We start from the raw sequence: 20,067 nt of genomic DNA, 5'->3' as shown, positions 1-20,067 counted from the left end.
CCCCCCCCCGGCCCCCCCCCCCCCCGCCGGGGCCCGCGCCCCCCCCCCCCCCCCGCGGGGGGGGGGGGGGGCCCCCCGGCCCGCGGGTCAGCTCTCCATGAGCTGCTGGAAGGCCACGGTGTCGAAGATGTCCTCCATCCGCGTCGCCCGGCCGTCCCGCATGGTCCACGAGTGGACGAAGTCCAGGGTCGCGGTCGTGCCCCGGAGCGAGGTGACCTCTCGGGTACCGAAGACCACCACCCGGTCGCCCTGCTCGATGAACTCCCGCGGCTCCAGCCGCATCCCGCCGAGCACGGTGGGGACATGGGCGAGGAACTCCTTGATCCCGGAGTGGCCGTGCTTGGTGCCGCCCAGCCCGTGGGCGGCCATCCCCGCCGGGTGCACCCACTCCACATCGGGGTGCATGGCCGAGAGGATCCCCTCGACATCACGGTCGCGGAACCCCGCGTAGGACCGGCGGATGGCCTCGATGTTCACTGATGCCACGGTGTGTGTCTCCTCGGACGACGGCCGGACGGGCCGGAACGGCTGGACGGGTGCTGCGCTGTTCAGACGGCGGACGGGGCCGGGTCCGCGTACTGCGGCTTGAGGTGCTCCGGGTGGAGCGCCTGGAGCGTGCCGCGCAACCCCTCGCGCCACGGCACCCGGCAGGGCCCGGTGAGCTCCCGGCGCCGCGCCGGGTCGAACCGGTAGGTCTCCCGGGTGATCTCGCTGGGGACGAGCCGCGCCCGCACTCCGGTGAGCTCCTCCAGGTAGCGCACGCAGTCGGTCATGCCGACCGCCTCGTCACCGCCCCAGTTGACGAGCGTGGCGGGGGCCGCGGCGGCCTCCCACAGCCGCGGCACCTGGGCCACCAGATCGTCGGTGTGCAGCAGCGAGCACCAGTTCTGGCCCTCGACCGGCACCGGTATGGGCTCGCCGGCCAGCATCCGCCGGAAGTAGAGCATCGGCACCCCGCCGTAACCGCCGGGCCCGTAGGCGATGTTGAGCCGGGCGATGGTGGTCGGCAGCCCGAGCACCTGCGCCAGCGCCCGGACCGTGCCCTCCGCGGCTATCTTGGCCACCGGGTAGACCGGGAGCCAGTCCGCCACCCCGTCGACCGGGTCGTCCTCGGTGTACGGGTGGTCCAGCGACTGCCGCTTGTACAAGGCGCCGGTGGAGACGTACAGGAACGCCTCCGCGGTACGGCAGTGGGTCATCAGCCGGGCGCAGGAGACCGCGTTGACCTCGACGGCCGTGTTGACGTCACCGTCCTCGCCGCGGCGCACCGCGGAGTGGATGACATGGGTGAAGTCCTCCGGCAGCCCGTCGTACGCCGACGCGCCCAGATCGTCCATGTCCCAGCGGAACGTGGTGATCCCCCGGGCGGTGAGCTCCTCCTCGACGCCCGGGGTGCCGAACCGGCCCAGGCACCACACCTCGTTGCGCTCGGCGAGCGCCTCCGCCACCGGCCGGGCGACCTGCCCGGTACCGCCGGTGACCAGGATCTTCTTGCCTTCCACGGTGCTCGTCTCTTCTCTGTCGGGGCCGTTGTGAGGTGGTCGGGCGCGGACTAGCCGTCCCCCAGCGCGCGGTCGAGCTCCCGGCGCAGGACGGACTGGAAGGCGGCGACGTGCTGCGGGCTCATCAGCGTGTAGTGCTCACCGGGCACATCGAGGTACCGATTGGGTCCGGTGGTGTGCTCGTCCCAGCGCCGCAGTTCGTCATTGAGCCAGTCCTCCTTGGTGCCGCGCAACGGGATGGCGTAGAAGACCGACATGGAGCGCACGGTTCCGCTGGGGTGGTAGCCGCGGCCCAGGTCGGTGAGGCCATGGGCCAGCTCCGCCCAGGCGGTGAACCGCGCCAGGTCCAGATCGAGTTCGGCCAGCCGGTCGGGCGGGGCGATCCGCAACAGCCGGGTGAGCTGCTCCTCCCTCGGCAGCGGACGCAGCTCGGCGGGGAGGTCCAGCGACTGCCTCTTGTCGATCAGGTCCAGGAAGAAGGCCAGGTTCACCGCGGTCTCGATGAAGTCCAGCTCCTCCATCCGGTACTTGATGTGCGGCGGGAGGTTGAAGCTGCCGATGAAGTCGACACGTTCGCCCTCCGCCTCCAGCACCTTGGCCATCTCGAACGCGACCGCACCGCCGTAGGAGTAGCCCGCGAGGGCGTAGGGGCCGTGCGGCTGGCGGGCGCGGATGGCCCGGACGTAGGTGTCGACCATCTCCTCAAAGCTCCCGAAGGGCTTCTCGCCCTCGTTGAAGCCACGGGCGCGCAGGGCGTAGAACGGCCGGTCGCCGACGAAGTACTTGGCGAGGTTGACGAAGACCAGCACCTCACCGACCCCGGGGTGCACACAGAACAGCGGGGTCTTCTCACCACCGGTCTGCAGCGGTACGACGGGGTCGTAGTCGCCCGCGCCGGGGGTGTCGCCGCCGGTCAGCCGGGTGGCCAGCAGACGCACCGTGGGCGCGGTGAGCACGGTGATGACCGGCAGGTCCGCGCCCAGCCGCCGGGCGACCCGGCGGCGCAGCCGGAGTATGTCCAGGGAGGTGCCGCCGAGGTCGAAGAAGCTGGCGGTGGCGCTGATCCGGTCCGGGTCGGTGTCGAACATCTCCGCGAAGATCTCGGCCAGGACCCGCTCGGTCCGGCCCTCGGGCGGGGTGTGACCGCCGAGCCTGCGGGTGGTCAGCTCCGTCACCCGCTCGATGACGTCGTCGAAGCCGCCCGTCTCCAGCCGCTGCCGCATCCGCCGGCGCAGCGTCTTGCCCAGACTGGTCTTGGGGAACGCCTCCCGGGGCAGCGGCAGCACCAGCGAGGGCCGGAAGCCCCAGTGCATCACCACGGTCGCGCGCACCGCGGTGAGCAGCCGGTACAGCCCGGCCTCGTCGTCCTCCGCGAGCTCGGGGCTGATGGCGATCACCAGCTGTTCGGTGTCGCTGCCGGGCCGCCGGGTCGGGAAGGCCGCGGCGTAGCCGCCCGCCACCCCGTCGAGCTGCTCCAGCGCCGCCTCCATCTCATGGCTGAAGTAGTTGACGCCGTTGACGATGATGCTGTCCTTGCTGCGTCCGACGAGGGTCAGCCGGCCGTCGTCGATCCGCCCGAGGTCGCCGCTGCGGAACCAGCCGTCGGGGGTGAACGCCTCCTCGGTGGCGGTCGTGTCGCGGTAGTAGCCGCTGGTGATCATCGGTCCGCTGAGCTGGAGTTCGCCCACCTCACCTGGCGGCAGCTCGCGGTGGTCGTCGTCGGCCACCCGGATCCGCAGGTCCAGGACGGGGGTGCCGAGGTTGGCGAACTCCTCGCCCCGGTCCCCGGCCGGGAAGCCACGGTTGTAGATGGATCCGGCGCAGGTCTCGGTCATCCCGAAGGCGGGCCACAGCGCGCCCCGGCGCAGCCCGTAGGGCGCGTACCGGTCGAGGAACGCCTCGCCGGTGGCGACCACATTCGCCTCGCCGCCGCTCACGATATGGCGCAGGGCGCTGAGATCGAGACCTTCGCCCCCGGCCGCCACCTCCTCCCCTACTGCACGGGCGGACGCGTTAAGCGGTCCCAGCAGAAAGTTGGGTGTGAAGGTCATCGTGACCTTGTGACGCGAGATAATCCGGAGGAATCTCAGCGGTTCCTCAAGAATGACGGACGGTTCCGCATGCAATTGCCCGGCACCGACGTACAGCGGAAGCATATGCGCTTCGAGGAGTGCCGCCACATGGTCGTACGAAATCCAGTTGAAGGTGATATCAATCTCGGACAACCGCTGCTTGTCGGCCTTCCCGGCCATGGACGCCAGGATATTCCCATGGGTGAGCATCACGGCTTTGGAGTGTCCGGTGGAGCCGGAGGTCAGCACCAGCAGCGCCAGATCCGAGGGCTCGGCGAGGTGCACTCCGGGCGGCAATTGACGTCTGGCTAAGGGGAGTTGACGCGCGTTGACCGACGCGACGGAGCCGCCCCGCAGCTCGTCCACGACCGCCACCGCGAGCCCGGGGACGGCCGGCAGTTCGGCTGCCAGTGCCGCGCTGGTGACCAGCAGCGGCCCCTCCAGCAACTCGTTGACATGGCCGAGTTGTGCGGCCCAGCGGGCCGGGTCGCCGGGCACGGGCGCCATCGGGCAGGGCACGAACCCGCCCAGCAGACAGGCCCAGAAGGCGGTCAGGAACTCCCGCTGGTCGGTCAGGAGCAGGGCCACCGTGTCCCGCGGCTCCAGACCGCGGCCGCGCAGCCCCTCGAGGAGGCCCAGCGCGGATTCCACAAGTTCCGGATACGACTGGTGCGTTGAATCGCTCCAGTCCCGTCCGGGCACATAGCGCACCCCCGATTCGGGGTGATCGTACGCCGCCCTCAGGAGTATCTGGGCGACTGAGCGCAGATCCTTTGATTCCGTCGGTACCGAGTATTCCAATGGTTGTGCAGCCATTCCCCCCACTGCCCTCTTCCTAATCGAATCCGGGAACCGAAGGTAACAGTCTCGAACATTCGCACTCCATTGCTCTCCACCGTCGCTCTAGCGGGGCTCTAGCGGAAATCTCCGGATCAGGATTTTCCGTGGATCCCGAGATTCATCTGACAAGGAAACGACCGTCCCGCCATACACCGGAAACCGTTTTCAGAAAAGAGCGCCTCCTGCCGGATGCCCGGATCGCGATCCGACCGGACACCCGGGACGGGGAAGGCGGGCTTGACTCCCGCGATCCGCGATATATCGTGTCTAGCGAAGACACGATATGTTGCGTCGCGGCTCATGTCGCACATCCGGGCACGTCCCGTCGCATATCCAGTCGCACAGCCACCAGGGGAGGCCGGGGATGTCAGCAGGATCAGAGTGGTCGATCAGCGAGCCGGAGAAGCTCACGTTCGACGGACCCGTCTCCGCCCTGGACGTCCGGGTCGTGGGCGGCACGGTCAACGTGGTCGGCACCGACAGCGGCCCCGCCCGGCTGGAGCTGACCGCCCTCGACGGACCGCCGCTGACGGTCACCCTCAAGCGCGGCACACTGACCGTCGCCTATGACGACCTCCCCTGGAAGGGCCTGCTGAAGTGGCTCGACCGCAAGGGCTGGAACCGCAGCGTCCATCTCACCCTCACCGTGCCCACCGCCACCGATGTCTCGATCGGCGTCGTCGGCGCCAGTGCCGTCGCCTCCGGGATCGGCGGCCGCACCGTACTGCGCGGGGTCTCCGGTGACTTCACCCTCGTCGGACTGACCGGCCCGGTGCGGGCCGACACCGTCTCCGGGCGGGTCGAGACCCAGGCGATCACCGGCGAGCTGCGCTTCAACTCCGTCTCCGGCGATCTGACCGTCGTCGAGGGCTCGGGACCTGGCGTACGGGCCGAATCGGTCAGCGGTAACGTGGTGCTCGACCTCGCCCCCACGTCCGAGAGCGCCCGTATCAGCCTCAACACCGTCTCCGGCGAGATCGCGATCCGGCTGCCGCATCCGGCCGACGCCGAGATCGACGCCAACACCGCCAGCGGTGCCGTCTCCTGCGCCTTCGAGGACCTGCGGGTCACCGGGCAGTGGGGCGCCAAGCGGATCAACGGCACGCTGGGCGCGGGCAGCGGCCGCCTCAAGGCCACCACCGTCTCGGGCGCCATCGCGCTGCTGCGCCGTCCGCGGTCCGAGGACGACACCGACGGATCCCAGGGAAAGGTCCTCTGATGCCCCCCGTTTTCGCCCACGGCAGGCTGCGTCTGTATCTGCTCAAGCTGCTCGACGAGGCGCCGCGACACGGCTACGAGGTCATCCGGCTGCTGGAGGAGCGGTTCCAGGGGCTGTACGCGCCCTCCGCCGGGACCGTCTACCCTCGGCTGGCCAAACTGGAGGCCGAGGGGCTGGTCACCCACACCAGCGAGGGCGGGCGCAAGGTCTACTCCATCACCGACGCCGGCCGGGCCGAACTGGCCGACCGCAGCGGTGAACTGGCCGAACTGGAGCTGGAGATCCGGGAATCGGTCGCCGAACTGGCCGCGGAGATCCGGGAGGACGTCCGCGGTTCGGCCAGCGATCTGCGGCGGGAGATGCGGGAGGCGGCCCGGCAGACCCGCACCTCCGGGGAGTCCGGCGGCGGCAGGGCCGGAGGCGTTCCCTGGGATGCCGCCTGGGGCGACAAGGAGACCTGGCAGCAGGCGAAGGAGGAGATGCGGCGCGCCAAGGAGGAGTGGAAGGAACAGGCGCGCCGGGCGAAGGAGGAGAGCAAGCGGGCCCGCCAGGACGCGCAGCGCGCCCGCCAGCAGGCCCGGGACGCCCAGGAGTTCGCGCGCGAGGAGGTCCAGCGGATGGCCCGGCGGGTCCAGGAGCGGACCCAGGAGCACGTCCGGACGGGCGACTGGCAGCGGGCGGTGCGCGAGGGACTGGCCGAGGTCTCGCGCGGGATGAGCCGTATCTCCCGGCAGGACCGGCCGTGGCGGGACGCGGGGACGCCGGCCGGTACGGAGGGCACGGACGGCGGCGGGATCACGGTGGAGCGGGCGGATGTCCCGGCGCCGGACGGCCCCGCGGCGAGCGGCACGACGGACCCCACCACGGCCGGTGCGGCCGGGGTGGAGCGGCCCGCGTGGGCCCGGGACTTCACCCCCTCCGGCGACCCGGCCCGCGATCTGGACCGGCTGCTCGACCGGTTCCGCGACCACGTCCGCGACACCGCCCGGGACCACGGGGTGACCCCGGACCAACTGGCCGACACCCAGGGGCGTCTGGCGGACACCGCCGCGCGGATCACCGGGCTGCTGCGGAACGGGGAGAAGGGGTAGGCGGAAGCCATGGAACGCCCTTGACTTCACCCTTGGTCGAAGTTCGAGGATCGGGAGCGGCGGGGCGCGCGAGGGATCGTGTCCCGCCGCTCACCCGTCCTCCCCACCAGCCCTGAGGTGACCACCATGGCCAGCCCGGACCTTTCGCACCCCACCGGCCCACTGCCCGGCCTCGCCCGCTCCGACGCGGGTACCGCGCTGTACAGCACCTGGAACGTGGGCACACCGGAGCGGCAGCGGGCCACCGTGGACGCCATCACGGCCGCCTGGCACGCCCGGCCGTGGCCGTCGCCCGATCTGCTCTCGTACAACGTCTACGCGGGCACCGACGGCGACACCCTGATGCACTACTCGCAGTGGACCGGTGCGGAGGCGTACCACGCCTTCGTCCGGGAGCACCGCGCGGAACGGGTCTCGGACATCGACCGTGCCGTACCGGACATCCAGCGGAACGGTGTCGGCGAGTTCCGCCACCACCGGCGCTTCTCGGGGACGGACGACGGGACGGCCGGGGCGGCGACGGCGGACCCCGGGTTCATCGTCGTCCTCGACATCGACTTCGACGCACCCGACCCGGCGCTACGCCGCACCTGGATCGACACCGTCATCGAGGGCCTGCGCGCAGCGCCGCACCCCGGTCTGATCTCGGCCGACTTCCATCTGAACGTCGACGGCCGGGCCCATCTGGGCAGCGACCGCGCCAAGGTGCTGAATGTGGCCCGGTGGACCGACGAGGCGGCGTACGAGGCGGCCATCGACACCGGCGGACGACCCGCAGACACCGCCGCCGTGGACCGGCTGCGCGATCTCCCGGGCTTCGCGGGCTCCCGGAGCACGCGCTACCGCTTCGCCCGGGGCTTCACCCCCGAGGCGGTGGAGCTGCCGTAGCCCCACCGCCGGTGGTGAGAGGTGGTGGACGCGGCGGCCGTGGTTCAGACCGTCAGCACGACCTTGCCGAACAGGTCGCCGCCCGCCATCTTCTCGAACCCCTCGCGGGCCCGGTCCAGCGGCAGCACCGAGTCGATCACCGGCCGCACCCCGTGCGCCGCACAGAAGCTGAGCAGGTCCTCCAGCTCGTCCTTGCTGCCCATGGTGGAGCCGACGACCTTCAGCTCCAGGAAGAAGATCCGGTTGAGTTCCGCGGCCTTGGGGTTGGGGCCGCTGGTGGCGCCCGAGATGACCAGGGTGCCACCGGGCTTGAGCGACTTGACCGAATGCGACCAGGTCGCGGCGCCCACGGTCTCCATCACCGCGTCCACGCGCTGCGGCAGCCGCTCCCCCGGCTCGAACGCCGCCTCGGCGCCCAGTTCGACGGCGCGCTTGCGCTTGGCCTCGTCCCGGCTGGTGGCGAAGACCCGCAGCCCCGCCGCGGCACCCAGCACGATCGCGGCGGTGGCCACCCCGCCGCCCGCGCCCTGCACCAGCACGCTGTCGCCGGGGCGCACCCCGGCGTTGGTGAAGAGCATGCGGTACGCGGTCAGCCAGGCCGTCGGCAGACAGGCCGCCTCCTCGAAGGACAGCTCCTTCGGCTTGGGCAGCAGGTTCCAGGTGGGCACGGTGACCTGCTCCGCGAAGGTGCCCTGGTAGCGCTCGGTGAGGATGGAGCGGGGTTCACGCGGACCGACGCCGTGGCCGCTCTGGCCGATGACCGAGTGCAGGACGACCTCGTTGCCGTCCTCGTCGATCCCGGCCGCGTCGCAGCCGAGGATCATCGGAAGCGACTCCTCGCCGAGTCCGACACCGCGCAGCGACCACAGGTCGTGGTGGTTGAGGGAGGCGGCCTTGACGCGGACGGTGCTCCAGCCCGGCCGTACCTCCGGCTCGGGGCGCTCGCCCAGTTCAAGTCCGCTCAGCGGCTGGTCACGGTCGATACGTGCGGCGTAGGCAGCGAACATGATCCTGACCATAGGACGCGGTGGGGAGGCGGCGGAACCACACCGGGGTGTGACACGCACCGCGCCCGTCCGCCCGGGGCGCCGAACGATCCGCCCGGGGCCCGTCCCTGTGGCCGATGGCGCCTCGGCGCCCTCGGTCAGCGGCGCGCCACGCCCTCGGCGCGCGCGGCCGCCGCGACGGCCGCGGTCACGGCCGGGGCGACCCGCTCGTCGAAGGGCGAGGGGATGACCTTGTCCGGGCTCAGCTCGTCGGCCACCACGGCGGCCAGCGCCTCGGCGGCGGCGAGCTTCATGCCCTCGGTGATCCGGGAGGCCCGGACCTGGAGGGCCCCGGCGAAGATGCCGGGGAAGGCGAGCACGTTGTTGATCTGGTTCGGGAAGTCGCTGCGGCCGGTGGCGACCACCGCCGCGTGCCGGTGCGCGACCTCCGGGTGGATCTCCGGGTTGGGGTTGGCCATCGCGAAGATGAAGGCGCCCTCGGCCATGGTGGCCACCGCCTCCGGCGCCACCGTGCCGCCGCTGACGCCGATGAAGACGTCCGCTCCGGCCATGGCCGTCTCCAGGGAGCCGGTCAGCCCGCCCTTGTTGGTGAAGGAGGCCAGCTCACGCTTGACGTCGGTGAGGTCCTCGCGGTCCGGGGAGACGATGCCCTTGCGGTCGCAGACCGCCACATCGCCGATGCCCGCCTCCACCAGGATCCGGGCGATCGCCACTCCGGCGGCACCCGCCCCGGAGATCACCGCGCGCAGCTGCCCGAGGGAGCGGTCGGTCAGCTTGGCCGCGTTGCGCAGCGCCGCGAGGGTGACGACGGCCGTGCCGTGCTGGTCGTCGTGGAAGATCGGGATGTCGACGCGCTCCTGGAGCTTGCGCTCGATCTCGAAGCAGCGGGGCGCCGAGATGTCCTCCAGGTTGACTCCGCCGAAGGAGGGCGCGAGCCGGGCCACGGTCTCGACGATCTCGTCGACCTCCCGGCAGTCGAGGGCGATCGGCACCGCGTCGACTCCACCGAACTGCTTGAAGAGGATCGCCTTCCCCTCCATCACCGGCAAGGACGCCTCCGGACCGATGTCCCCGAGTCCGAGCACCGCGCTGCCGTCCGTCACCACGGCGACGACCTGGGACTTCCAGGTGTAGTCGTGGACGAGCTCCGGCTGCTCGGCGATCGCACTGCACACCTTGGCGACGCCCGGTGTGTACGCGAGGGACAGATCGTCCCGGTCGCGCACGGGCACGGTCGCCTGGACGGCCATCTTGCCGCCGCGGTGGAGTGCGAAGGCCGGATCGAACGGCTCTCCGTCGGTCACGTCTTCGGCTCCTTCGCCGTTGCTGCTGTCGCTGCGAGGATGGGCAATCTCCGCTGCCACTTTTGACCCCTTTGTCGTTTTCTGTCGAGGGTAGCCGCCCCGTGTTGGGAGCGGGCGGGCACCGCGTCCGGGCCCCCATGGGGCAGATAGCCGTGCCCTGGGGGGAAATACGGACGCCGGGCGTGTCGCACACACGCCCCGAGCCCCGGGTGAGGGGTGTAACGATCTGTTCTACCGGATGCGCGCTCCAAGAGACGAGCGACTTCTGTCACGGTGGCATTCAGAAAGACCGCGATACCATCGAAAGCGATCGAATCGGACATGAATGCACATGTCACCGTCGCTCTACAGGCGCCGCGTGATCATGAGTCATTCCTACTTCCCCGGCCACCGCTGTCCGGCCCGGCGTTCCATCCGCGCACCACGGGGATCGCCCGTTATCCGATTTTGACATGGATAGCCGCCCGATCGAGCCGGTCCAGATGGCAAGATGCCCCAATCACACGAGGTCGCGACACTCAAAAGCGTGTTCCCGACAACTCGGACACCCCTCACCCTGCGGGAGGAACCAGCATGACCGCCAGCTTCACGCGCCGTCGGGCCACCTTGAAGTCCCGGATGGCCACAGCCGGCGCGGTAGCGGTCGTGGGCGCCCTGCTCCTGACGGGCTGTGGCGACCAGACGAACAAGGCCCAGAGCGGCTCGGGCAACGCGAGCAAGGCTCCTCTCTTCAGCACGCTGCCCAAGGACATCCAGAACTCCGGCGTGATCGAGGTCGGCTCGGACATCAACTACCCGCCGGTCGAGTTCAAGAAGGGCGGTCAGGTGATGGGTATCGACCCGGACATCGCCGACGCCCTCGGCAAGGCCCTCGGTGTGGAGTTCAAGTTCAACAACTCCACCTTCGACGCCCTGCTGGCCGGTCTGCGCTCCAAGCGCTACGACATCGCGATGTCGGCCATGACCGACAACAAGGGCCGCCAGGAGGGCATCGACCCGGACACCGGCAAGAAGGCGGGCAAGGGCGTCGACTTCGTCGACTACTTCACCGCGGGTGTCTCGATCTACACCAAGAAGGGCAAGACCCAGGGGATCGAGACCTGGGACGACCTGTGCGGGAAGAAGATCGTCGTCCAGCGCGGCACCGTCTCGCACGACCTCGGCAAGGCCCAGTCCAAGAAGTGCGAGAAGGACGACAAGGGCAAGATCAAGATCGAGGCGTTCGCCAACGACACCGAGGCCCAGACCCGGCTGCGCGGCGGCGGCGCCGACGCCGCGGCCAGCGACTTCCCCGTGGCCGCCTACGCCGTGAAGACCTCGGGCGGTGGCAACGACTTCGAGATCACCGGTGAGCAGGTGGAGGCCGCGCCGTACGGCATCGCCGTCAACAAGGACAACACCGAGCTGCGCGACGCCCTCAAGCAGGCATTCGCCTTCATCATCGCCAACGGCGATTACGACAAGATCATCGCGAAGTGGGGCGTCAAGGACGGCGCCGTCACCAAGGCCGTCGTCAACGGCGGCAAGTGACCCGGCCCTCCTTCCTCGCGCGCTCGCGCTGAAAGGCACAATTCGTGACAACTAAGATCGACAAGGTGGGCCCGGTCGACTCCCCGCCTCCCGCCCCGGAGAACCTCAAGGCCATCCCGGTGCGGCACTACGGCCGCTGGGTCTCCGCGGTCATCGCCATCGCCCTGCTGGTGACGCTCGTCCTCGCCTTCGCCCGCGGCGACGTCGACTGGAATGCGATCCCGGAGTACTTCTTCGACAGCGAGGTGCTGCGGGGCGTCCGCAACACCGTCTGGATCACCATCCTGTCGATGGCGCTCGGTGTCGCCCTGGGCATCATCCTCGCGGTGATGCGGCTGTCGAAGAACCCGGTGACGTCCTCGATCGCATGGGGCTACATCTGGTTCTTCCGCGGTACCCCGGTCTACGTCCAGCTGCTGGTCTGGTTCAATCTCGGCCTGGTGTTCAACTACATCAACCTCGGTCCGATCTATAAGGACGAGTGGTCGGACTTCATGACCCCGTTCCTGGCCGCCCTGCTGGGCCTCGGTCTGAACGAGGCCGCGTACATGGCCGAGATCTGCCGGGCCGGTCTCCAGGCGGTCGACGAAGGTCAGACCGAGGCGTCCCATGCGCTGGGCATGAGCCACGCCAAGACACTGCGCCGGGTGGTCCTGCCGCAGGCCATGCGGGTGATCGTGCCCCCCACGGGCAACGAGTTCATCAACATGCTCAAGACCACCTCACTGGTGATCGCCGTGCAGTACTGGGATCTGTTGCAGGCCACCACCAACGTCGGCCAGAGCACCGGCGCCACCGCCGAGATGCTCTTCCTCGCCGCCGCCTGGTACCTGATCCTCACCTCGGTGCTCAGCGTCGGCCAGTACTACCTGGAGCGCTACTACGCCCGTGGTTCCAGCCGCTCCCTCCCGATGACCCCGCTCCAGAAGATCCGGGTCAACCTTCTGTCAGGCTCCAACCGCCAGGGAGGCGCGAGCGCATGACCCCCATGGTGAAGGCCGAGGGCGTCCACAAGTCCTTCGGTGCGGTCCAGGTCCTCAAGGGGATCGACCTCGAGGTCGCCCCGCGCGAGGTGTTCTGCCTCATCGGCCCGTCCGGCTCCGGGAAGTCCACCTTCCTGCGCTGCATCAACCACCTGGAGAAGATCAACTCCGGGCGGCTGTCCGTCGACGGCGAGCTGGTCGGCTACCGGCAGAAGGGCGACAAGCTCTACGAGCTCAGGGACCGCGAGGTCGCCGAGAAGCGGCGGGACATCGGCATGGTGTTCCAGCGCTTCAACCTCTTCCCGCATATGACCGCGCTGGAGAACGTCATCGAGGCGCCGGTGCAGGTCAAGAAGGAGACCAAGGCGGTCGCGCGGGAGCGCGCGCTGAAGCTGCTGGACCGGGTGGGCCTGGCCGACAAGGCGGGCAACTACCCCTCCCAGCTCTCCGGCGGTCAGCAGCAGCGTGTGGCCATCGCCCGCGCGCTGGCGATGGAGCCCAAGCTGATGCTCTTCGACGAGCCCACCTCGGCGCTCGACCCGGAGCTGGTCGGCGATGTCCTGGACGTCATGCGCGGGCTCGCGGAGGACGGTATGACGATGATCGTCGTCACCCATGAGATGGGCTTCGCCCGTGAGGTCGGCGACTCGGTCGTCTTCATGGACGACGGGGTCGTCGTGGAGTCCGGCAACCCGCGCGATGTGCTGACCAACCCGCAGCACGAGCGGACCAAGTCGTTCCTCTCGAAGGTCCTCTGACCGGACCAGGTGTGCGACGACAGCAGGGCGGTACGGCCGTTGGCAGGCCGTACCGCCCTGGTGCGTTCACGGGCGCCGGGGGCTACTTCAGTCCGAGCACCATCGCGTCCGAGACCGAGCACCACACCGGGCGCGCCTCCGCGAACCCCGCGGCGCGCAGCGTCCGGGCGTGCCAGTCGGCGGACTGGACCTCGCCGTCGGCATGGTCCCCGTCGGCCGGGTTGCCGAAGATCCTGAAGCGCTCGGCGACCGGTCCGGCGAGCGCGGTGTCCTCCGCCGCGGTCCGCCACCAGTCCACCCAGTCCTGGGTACCGGCCTCCCTGGCACGCGCCTGGCGCGCCTTGTGGAACGCGTGGTCCGCGGCGTTGATCCGGGGCGTGGCCGGGTCCGGCATATGGTCGGCGTTGAGGAACACCCCGCCGTCCCGCAGAACCCCCGCGAGCCGGCCGTAGAGCGCCGTGAGCTCCTCCGAGCGCAGCCAGTGCAGCGCGGTTGCGGTGAGCACGGCGTCGTAGGGGCGGTGCGGCAGCCGCCGTGTCCACTCCGGGTCGCGCAGGTCCGCGCTGACGAACGTGACCCGGCTCTCGGCGGTGAAGTGGCCCCGGGCGATGGTCAGCAGCGCCGGGTCCAGGTCCACACCGGTGCTGACGGCCTTCGGGAACCGGCGCAGCGCCCGGTCCGAGATACTGCCGGTGCCGCACGCGAGGTCGAGGATCCTGGGCTCCGGTCCGACGAGCGCCTCGACCGCGTCGAGCATCGCCCGGAACCGCTCCTCACGATCGGGGAGGTACCACTCCTGCTGGCGGTCCCAGCTCCGCTGCCACGCCTGCCAGTCCGCTACGGAGGCGGTGTCCGTCATCGTGCCACGCCCTCTCCCGGTCCGTAATACCCTGTTTTCCAGGGCGACCATTACCGACCATCCGACCCTAAAACACCTTCGGTAAGGACCACAAGTGGAACTGGCTTATTACTCGGATCTCGCGGTGCGTCTGGTCAACAGTGAGGAGCCCGTCCGCGGCAATGACGCCCTCACCTCGGTGGACGCCGTCCGCGCCCTCTTCGGCGAGAGTAAACAGGCGGCCCGTCGTGCCACCGACGCCGATGTCACCCGGCTCAGGTCGGTACGGGCACGGCTGCGCGCGGTGTTCGAGGCGGCGGCCGAAGGGGACGAGATCCGGGCCGTGGACCTGCTCAACGCGCTGCTGATGGAGTTCCCGGTGAGCCCGCAGATCTCCGGGCACGCGACCCGCGACGAGGACGGCCGCCCCGACTGGCATATGCATATCGCGGACTACGCGGCCAACGCGGGCGCCGGGTTCGCCGCCACGGCCTCGATGGGGCTCGCCTTCCACCTCACCGAACTGGGCGCCGACCGCCTGGGCATCTGTGAGGCGGCACCCTGCCGGAACGCCTATCTCGACACATCGACAAATCGATCCCGGCGCTACTGTTCCGACCGCTGCGCCACCCGCGCCAACGTGGCCGCCTACCGAGCCCGCAAGCGCCTCGACGCCGAGCGCGCCGCCGCCGACCGGAGCCCGACGCCCCGCGAGGACCGCGACCGCACCGGCCGCACCGCGGAGGCCGCCCAGGACACCAGCCCCGCGATGGAGCGCTGACCGCCGGGCCCCGCCCCGGGCCGCGGCCGCAGCCGCATCCACGCCCGCGCGACCACCAGCTCGTCCGGCACCACTCCGAACTCCCGGCTGTCGTTCTCCACGTACGGGTTGTCGCCCCGCACCCACCAGCCGCCGTCGCGCCGCTCCACCGCACGCTTGACGATCAGCAGGTCCTGGCGGAACGGATGCCGCAGGATCACCACGTCCCCCGGCCGCACCGGCGCTCCGTACCGCACCACCAGGAGGTCACCGGGGTACAGCGTCGGCTGCATCGACGGGTTGTAGACCTCGGCGAGCCCGATCCGCAAGCGACCGTGCTGGTCGCGATCGCGCTCCTGCCCGCGATCGTGCAGCTCCTCCCGCATCACGGCACCTCCGGTTCGTCACGCCATCCATCACCTTCGCAGGCATCCCAGGCTGCCACCGGACTTTTGACCTAAGCCCCCCGGCCCGCCCGAGAAAAGCCTTCCCGCACGGAGTAATGTCGCACCTGAGAAGACGATCACGAATGGAAGGACAGCTCTATGCTCTCCCGCCTGTTCGCATCCAAGGTTCAGGTCAGCGCTCACTGCGACCTGCCGTGCGGCGTGTACGACCCGGCCCAGGCCCGTATCGAGGCGGAGTCCGTCAAGGCCGTGCAGGAGAAGTTCCAGGCCAATGAGGACCCCCACTTCCGCGCCCGCGCGACCGTCATCAAGGAGGAGCGCGCGGAGCTGGCCAAGCACCATGTCTCGGTGCTGTGGAGCGACTACTTCAAGCCCCCGCACTTCGAGAAGTACCCGGAGCTGCACCAGCTGGTCAACGACACCCTGAAGGCGCTGAGCGCCGCCAAGGGCTCGACCGACCCGGCCACGGGCCAGAAGGCGCTGGACTACATCGCCCAGATCGACAAGATCTTCTGGGAGACCAAGAAGGGCTGACCCGCCCCTCACCAGCATCGCCCGACCGCACCCGGACCGCCCCTGGCAGTCCGGGTGCGGTCGTTCCGGCCCCGGGGCGGGTTCCGCCGGGTGGTCGCGTTCAGAAGCCGGCCGCGTTCAGCGCGGGCCGCGCTCAGCGGCCGGCCGACTGCCGGGGGCGGAACGGCCGGTCGCGGTCCGGCAAAAGCCTCGCTCGGTCATGGCTGCCGACGATGCCATCCGGCGTGACGGCCGGTCCACATCGTTTCTTCGGTCAGAAGCGCCAGCGCGTCTGGCCGTAGACGCCCTTGCGGAAGCCGAACGCCGTGACCGGGGCGACCGCGTAGACCAGGGCCTGACCGCCTTCGTGGTGGAAGAGGCCGTCGCGCACCTCGAACCTCCACTCCTCGCCGTACTTCGCCACGTACGCCCCGGCCACCCCGCGCAGCGCCGCGTCGTCGCGGACGGCCGCGGCCTCGCCCTCGACGACCAGGTCCAGGCCCTCGTGCAGGGTGTTGGTGCCGGTGGTGAGGGTGCACCGGGGGTTGTGCGCAAGGTTCGCGGCCTTCTGTTCACCGGGGCCGGTGCAGAAGTGGAGGGCGCCGTCGAGCCAGACCGCGAGCAGCGGGGTGACATGGGGGCGGCCGTCCCGGCGGACCGTCGACAGCCAGTACAGCTCGGCGGCGGCCAGCGCCTCGCGCCCCTCGGCCCAGGGGGTGGCGGTGGCGTCGGGACTGCTGAAGCGGGTGTCCAGGGCGGTCCGCGGCTCGTTCTCCGTCATGTGCTCGCTCCTCGCTGGTTGCCGTGGTGGCAGGGTGGTCCGGTCGGTGTTCCCCCGCTCCCCCTATGGGGGACCGCGCGGCGGACCGGAACTCATCGCCCGGCGCCGCGGCTGTGGAGGGAGCCTTCAGCACCGCCCCGTACCGGAAGGAGAGGGATACGCGATGGGTGCCGGAGGATGGTCCACCGCCCGGCTGGACCGGATGCGGGACGTCCTGGCCCGCCATGTCGCCGAGGGCGAGGCCCCGGGCCTGGTCACGCTGGTCAGCCGGCGGGGTGAGACACGGGCCGAGGTGATCGGGGCGCAGGCGTTCGGCGGGGCGCCTATGCGCCGGGACACCGTCTTCCGGATCTCCTCGATGACCAAACCGGTGATCGCGGTGGCCACGATGATCCTGGTGGAGGAGTGTGTGCTGCGGCTGGACGACCCGGTCGACCCGCTGCTGCCCGAACTGGCCGACCGCCGGGTGCTGATCCGTGAGGACGGCCCGCTGGAGGAGACCGTTCCGGCCGAACGCCCGCTGACCGTGCGCGATCTGCTGACCTTCCGGATGGGGTTCGGGCTGGCGCCGGGGCCGCCCGGCGGCCATCCCGCGCTGGCCGCCGCCGAGGAGCTGGGGCTCGCCATGGGGCCGCCGAAGCCCGCCACCCCGCACGGTCCCGACGAATGGCTGCGGCGGTTCGGCACCCTGCCGCTGATGCGCCAGCCCGGCACGGCCTGGCTGTACCACACCGGGTCCCAGGTGCTGGGGGTGCTGATCGCCCGCGCCACGGGACGCCCGCTGGAGGACTTCCTGCAGGAGCGGATCTTCGAACCGCTGGGGATGAAGGACACCGGCTTCCACGTACCGCCCGGTGCGCGGGACCGGTTCGCCGCGTCCTATCTGCCCGATCTCACCACCGGGGAGCCCACGCTGTACGACGCGCCCGGGGACGGCCGGTGGAGCCGCCCGCCGGTGTTCCCCGACGGGGGTGCGGGCCTGGTCTCCACGGCCGACGACTACCTCGCCTTCGGCCGGATGCTGCTCGCCGGGGGGCGGTACGGCGCCGGTGCGCGGCTGCTGTCCCGTCCGGCGGTCGAGGCGATGACGACCGATCAGCTCACCCCCGCCCAGAAGGCCGCCTCCACCGCGGCGCCCGGCTCCTGGGACCACCGCGGCTGGGGCTTCGGCGTCCAGGTGGTGACCGGCCGGGACGGGATCTCGGCGGTGCCCGGCCGGTTCGGCTGGGACGGCGGACTCGGCACCTCATGGGCCTCGGATCCGGCGGAGGACCTGGTCGCGGTCCTGATGACGCAGCGCGCGCAGTTCCCCCGGTACTCGCCCCTCTACCTGGACTTCTGGACGCTGGTCTACCAGGCGATCGACGACTGAGCGGCCACCGGTGCCGGTGCGCCGGCGCGGCACCCGTACCCCGGTGCCACATCAGCCGAGGTGCGTGCCCTACGAGGCGTCTGCCGGGCCCGCGAGCCCCACGCCGAGCAGCGGATCGGCGAGCGCGTCGGCCAGCCGGGTCTCCTGGAAGCGCAGCAGGGGGCTCTCGTTGCGCACCAGCCACTGGCGGTAGGCGTCACTGGCCCAGGCGATCTCGAAGTAGGCGTCCTCCAGGTCGCCGAAGAGGGCGTCGACATCGAGGAGCCCGGCGACCGGAGCGCCGCCGGGGTGCCCGGCGCGGGGCGGCACCGTCGCCCGCGAGGCGAGGAAGAGCCGGACGGTCAGCGGGTCCCCGCACAGCGGGCGGACGGCGACGCCCTGACGGGAGCGGGCGGTGGGCTGGCAGGGGGTGACCACTTCGCCGGAGGCCACCAGATCGGCGGCGGTGAGGTAGTCGCCGTAGACGACCCGGGGGCTCACCCCGGCCGCGGCCAGCACCCGCCGCAGCCCCGGGCCCTCGCCGTCCACGCTGGGGTCGACCATCCACTGGTCGGAGGCGAGATCGGCCAGGTGCACCGTCTGCCGGGCGGCGGCCGGATGGGTGTCGGAGAGCGCGACGAACTGCGGTTCGCGCTCCACCAGCACACGGCGCCGGACGCCTTCGGGAACGTGCAGCGGGGCGCCCTCGACCTCGTGGACGAAGGCCACGTCGAGCTGGTTGGCCTCGACCATCTGCAACAGCGCGTTGGCGGACACATCGATGTGGATCGTGGTGTCCGTGTCCGGGCAGCGGGTGCGGAGCCTGCGCAGCCAGCCGACCACGGCCCGGCTCCCGGTGCTGCCGATGCGCAGCCGGGCCCCCGCGGCCTGTCCGGCCTCCAGCCGGACCTCGGTGAGCAGCGCGCTCATCTCGGCGACGATCGGCCGGGCGCGGCACAGCACGGACCGCCCCAGCGGGGTCGGCCGGCTGCCGGTGACCTCCCGCGAGAACAGCCGACCGCCGATGGTGTTCTCGATCCGCCGGAGCTGGGTCGTCAACGAGGGCTGGGTCATGCCCAGTTGGCGCGCGGCCTTGCGTAGGCTGCCGGTGTCGGCAATGGCGCATAGTGCACGAAGGTGCCTCACCTCGAGCTCCATAACGGGAGCATAACGGTGCCCGCGGTGGTCACACCAGACTCTGAATCCCCACCAAATTTGCCTCATGTTTGACCAATTGGTAGTCAAACGACGATCAACCAGGGGTCAATCGGCCCTCAGTGGGGGCCGGTCGGGGCAGGGTGATGCGTTGGCGCTATCACCCTTTGATATCTCTTCGACAGGCCAATTCTCCTCAAGACTCTCCGGCACCAAGAGTTCATCCCACGGCCTGGTCGCCTCCCCACACTCGGCGGCCGTCGGCCCGAGGACGATGAGGAGCCCCCCACATGACCCTGCCCAAGTTGGCGCTGTCCGCGACCCTCGGAATCGGCCTGGCGGCCACCCTGACCGCCCTGCCCGCGTCCGCGGCCACCACCGACCACAGCCAGACCCAGCGGACCAGCGCGGCCGCCGGGTACACCGCGAGTGGTGAGGACCGGGCCGACACCACCGCGTTCCTCAAGGCCGTGGTGAAGTCGGCGCTGGCCAAGAAGGAGAAGGCGCACGACAAGTCGGCGGCCGTCACCGTGACCTACGACGCCAGCGCGGCCCCCACGTTCAAGAACGAGATAGCCCGCAGCGCCGAGATCTGGAACTCCTCGGTGAGCAACGTGACCCTCCAGGAAGGCGGCAGCGCCGACTTCACCTACCGCGAGGGCGACGACCCGAACGGCTCGTACGCGAGCACCGACGGCCACGGCAAGGGCTACATCTTCCTGGACTACGCGCAGAACCAGGAGTACGACTCGACCCGCGTGACCGCCCACGAGACCGGCCATGTGCTCGGTCTGCCGGACCACTACGAGGGCCCGTGCAGCGAGCTGATGTCCGGTGGCGGCCCCGGCACGTCCTGCACCAACTCGCAGCCCGACCAGAACGAGATCGCCAAGGTCAACGAGCTGTGGGCGAACGGCCTCGCCAAGCTGGACAAGAAGCTCGCCGGCAACCGCTGAACCGGTACCGGGGGCCGGCCGGTCCGGTGGGTGATCCCACCGGGCCCGGCCTGCCCGTCCGGCCCCGCTGATCCCTCGCTCCATGGTTCAGGGCCCATGGATCAGGGCCCCA

General features: G+C 70.5%; 18 protein-coding genes and 1 pseudogene. 10 read left to right on the top strand and 9 right to left on the bottom strand.

Annotated elements, in window-relative coordinates; all coding sequences use genetic code 11:
• Positions 1 to 87: 87 nt before the first annotated feature.
• The 3 genes from NMK44_RS04540 to NMK44_RS04530 all read right to left on the bottom strand — a co-directional run bounded on the left by NMK44_RS04540 (position 88) and on the right by NMK44_RS04530 (position 4,390).
• Positions 88 to 486 (bottom strand): nuclear transport factor 2 family protein, encoded by a 399-nt coding sequence (locus NMK44_RS04540; RefSeq protein ID WP_254738411.1) that lies wholly within the window; start codon positions 484 to 486, stop codon positions 88 to 90.
• Between the two features lie 62 nt (positions 487 to 548).
• A complete protein-coding gene (locus NMK44_RS04535) occupies positions 549 to 1,502 on the bottom strand; it encodes an NAD-dependent epimerase/dehydratase family protein (protein ID WP_254738409.1) in 954 nt (317 codons plus the stop codon).
• 50 nt (positions 1,503 to 1,552) lie between these two features.
• Entirely contained in the window at positions 1,553 to 4,390 is a 2,838-nt protein-coding gene (locus NMK44_RS04530; RefSeq protein ID WP_254738407.1) for a non-ribosomal peptide synthetase, read from the bottom strand.
• Positions 4,391 to 4,778: 388 nt separating this feature from the next.
• Between NMK44_RS04530 and NMK44_RS04525 the strand changes: the two genes are divergently transcribed.
• From NMK44_RS04525 to NMK44_RS04515, 3 genes are all read left to right on the top strand, one after another.
• A complete protein-coding gene (locus NMK44_RS04525; RefSeq protein ID WP_254738405.1) occupies positions 4,779 to 5,633 on the top strand; it encodes a DUF4097 family beta strand repeat-containing protein in 855 nt (284 codons plus the stop codon).
• Positions 5,633 to 6,724, top strand: a complete 1,092-nt coding sequence (locus tag NMK44_RS04520; protein ID WP_254738403.1) for a PadR family transcriptional regulator — start codon at positions 5,633 to 5,635, stop codon at positions 6,722 to 6,724. The genes NMK44_RS04525 and NMK44_RS04520 overlap by 1 nt, the downstream gene beginning before the upstream one ends.
• A gap of 126 nt (positions 6,725 to 6,850) precedes the next feature.
• Positions 6,851 to 7,612, top strand: coding sequence for an antibiotic biosynthesis monooxygenase (locus NMK44_RS04515; RefSeq protein ID WP_254738401.1), 762 nt, complete (start codon positions 6,851 to 6,853; stop codon positions 7,610 to 7,612).
• 44 nt (positions 7,613 to 7,656) lie between these two features.
• Here the strand turns inward: NMK44_RS04515 and NMK44_RS04510 are convergent, their stop codons facing one another.
• Positions 7,657 to 8,619 (bottom strand): zinc-binding dehydrogenase, encoded by a 963-nt coding sequence (locus tag NMK44_RS04510; RefSeq protein ID WP_254738399.1) that lies wholly within the window; start codon positions 8,617 to 8,619, stop codon positions 7,657 to 7,659.
• A gap of 137 nt (positions 8,620 to 8,756) precedes the next feature.
• Positions 8,757 to 9,983 (bottom strand): NAD(P)-dependent malic enzyme, encoded by a 1,227-nt coding sequence (locus NMK44_RS04505; protein WP_254738397.1) that lies wholly within the window; start codon positions 9,981 to 9,983, stop codon positions 8,757 to 8,759.
• A 513-nt stretch (positions 9,984 to 10,496) separates the two neighbouring features.
• Here NMK44_RS04505 and NMK44_RS04500 point away from each other — a divergent pair.
• Genes NMK44_RS04500 through NMK44_RS04490 form a run of 3 tightly spaced genes read left to right on the top strand, consistent with a single transcriptional unit; the run spans position 10,497 to position 13,194 of the window.
• The gene (locus NMK44_RS04500) at positions 10,497 to 11,453 is read left to right on the top strand and encodes an ABC transporter substrate-binding protein (protein ID WP_254738395.1); all 957 of its coding nucleotides are present in this window, start codon (positions 10,497 to 10,499) and stop codon (positions 11,451 to 11,453) included.
• Between the two features lie 44 nt (positions 11,454 to 11,497).
• Positions 11,498 to 12,436, top strand: a complete 939-nt coding sequence (locus tag NMK44_RS04495) for an amino acid ABC transporter permease (RefSeq protein ID WP_254738393.1) — start codon at positions 11,498 to 11,500, stop codon at positions 12,434 to 12,436.
• Between the two features lie 5 nt (positions 12,437 to 12,441).
• Entirely contained in the window at positions 12,442 to 13,194 is a 753-nt protein-coding gene (locus tag NMK44_RS04490) for an amino acid ABC transporter ATP-binding protein (RefSeq protein WP_254738745.1), read from the top strand.
• Positions 13,195 to 13,276: 82 nt separating this feature from the next.
• On the opposite strand, the gene NMK44_RS04485 is transcribed toward NMK44_RS04490, so the two are convergent.
• Positions 13,277 to 14,053: a class I SAM-dependent methyltransferase gene (locus tag NMK44_RS04485; RefSeq protein ID WP_254738391.1), complete on the bottom strand. Its 777-nt coding sequence runs from the start codon at positions 14,051 to 14,053 to the stop codon at positions 13,277 to 13,279.
• A 94-nt stretch (positions 14,054 to 14,147) separates the two neighbouring features.
• Between NMK44_RS04485 and NMK44_RS04480 the strand changes: the two genes are divergently transcribed.
• Positions 14,148 to 14,813 carry a CGNR zinc finger domain-containing protein gene (locus NMK44_RS04480; protein ID WP_254738389.1) on the top strand — a complete coding sequence of 222 codons (666 nt, stop codon included), beginning with the start codon at positions 14,148 to 14,150 and terminating at the stop codon, positions 14,811 to 14,813.
• Between the two features lie 56 nt (positions 14,814 to 14,869).
• Here the strand turns inward: NMK44_RS04480 and sodX are convergent.
• Positions 14,870 to 15,178: pseudogene (sodX, locus tag NMK44_RS42640) on the bottom strand (nickel-type superoxide dismutase maturation protease); the annotation flags it as partial.
• Positions 15,179 to 15,337: 159 nt separating this feature from the next.
• Between sodX and sodN the strand changes: the two are divergent.
• Complete coding sequence (gene sodN, locus NMK44_RS04470; RefSeq protein ID WP_176180689.1) at positions 15,338 to 15,733, top strand: superoxide dismutase, Ni; 396 nt, start codon at positions 15,338 to 15,340, stop codon at positions 15,731 to 15,733.
• Positions 15,734 to 15,986: 253 nt separating this feature from the next.
• On the opposite strand, the gene NMK44_RS04465 is transcribed toward sodN, so the two are convergent.
• Positions 15,987 to 16,493, bottom strand: a complete 507-nt coding sequence (locus NMK44_RS04465; RefSeq protein WP_254738387.1) for a pyridoxamine 5'-phosphate oxidase family protein — start codon at positions 16,491 to 16,493, stop codon at positions 15,987 to 15,989.
• Between the two features lie 163 nt (positions 16,494 to 16,656).
• Between NMK44_RS04465 and NMK44_RS04460 the strand changes: the two genes are divergently transcribed.
• Positions 16,657 to 17,865, top strand: coding sequence for a serine hydrolase domain-containing protein (locus tag NMK44_RS04460; RefSeq protein WP_254738385.1), 1,209 nt, complete (start codon positions 16,657 to 16,659; stop codon positions 17,863 to 17,865).
• A 69-nt stretch (positions 17,866 to 17,934) separates the two neighbouring features.
• Here the strand turns inward: NMK44_RS04460 and NMK44_RS04455 are convergent, their stop codons facing one another.
• The gene (locus tag NMK44_RS04455; protein ID WP_254738383.1) at positions 17,935 to 19,002 is read right to left on the bottom strand and encodes a LysR family transcriptional regulator; all 1,068 of its coding nucleotides are present in this window, start codon (positions 19,000 to 19,002) and stop codon (positions 17,935 to 17,937) included.
• 287 nt (positions 19,003 to 19,289) lie between these two features.
• Between NMK44_RS04455 and snpA the strand changes: the two genes are divergently transcribed.
• A complete protein-coding gene (gene snpA / locus NMK44_RS04450; protein ID WP_254738381.1) occupies positions 19,290 to 19,955 on the top strand; it encodes a snapalysin in 666 nt (221 codons plus the stop codon).
• The last annotated feature ends 112 nt before the right edge of the window (positions 19,956 to 20,067 follow it).

The organism is Streptomyces cucumeris (genome assembly GCF_024295805.1).
Taxonomy (GTDB): Bacteria; Actinomycetota; Actinomycetes; order Streptomycetales; family Streptomycetaceae; genus Streptomyces; species Streptomyces cucumeris.
This window is presented reverse-complemented; position numbering and strand designations above follow the sequence as displayed.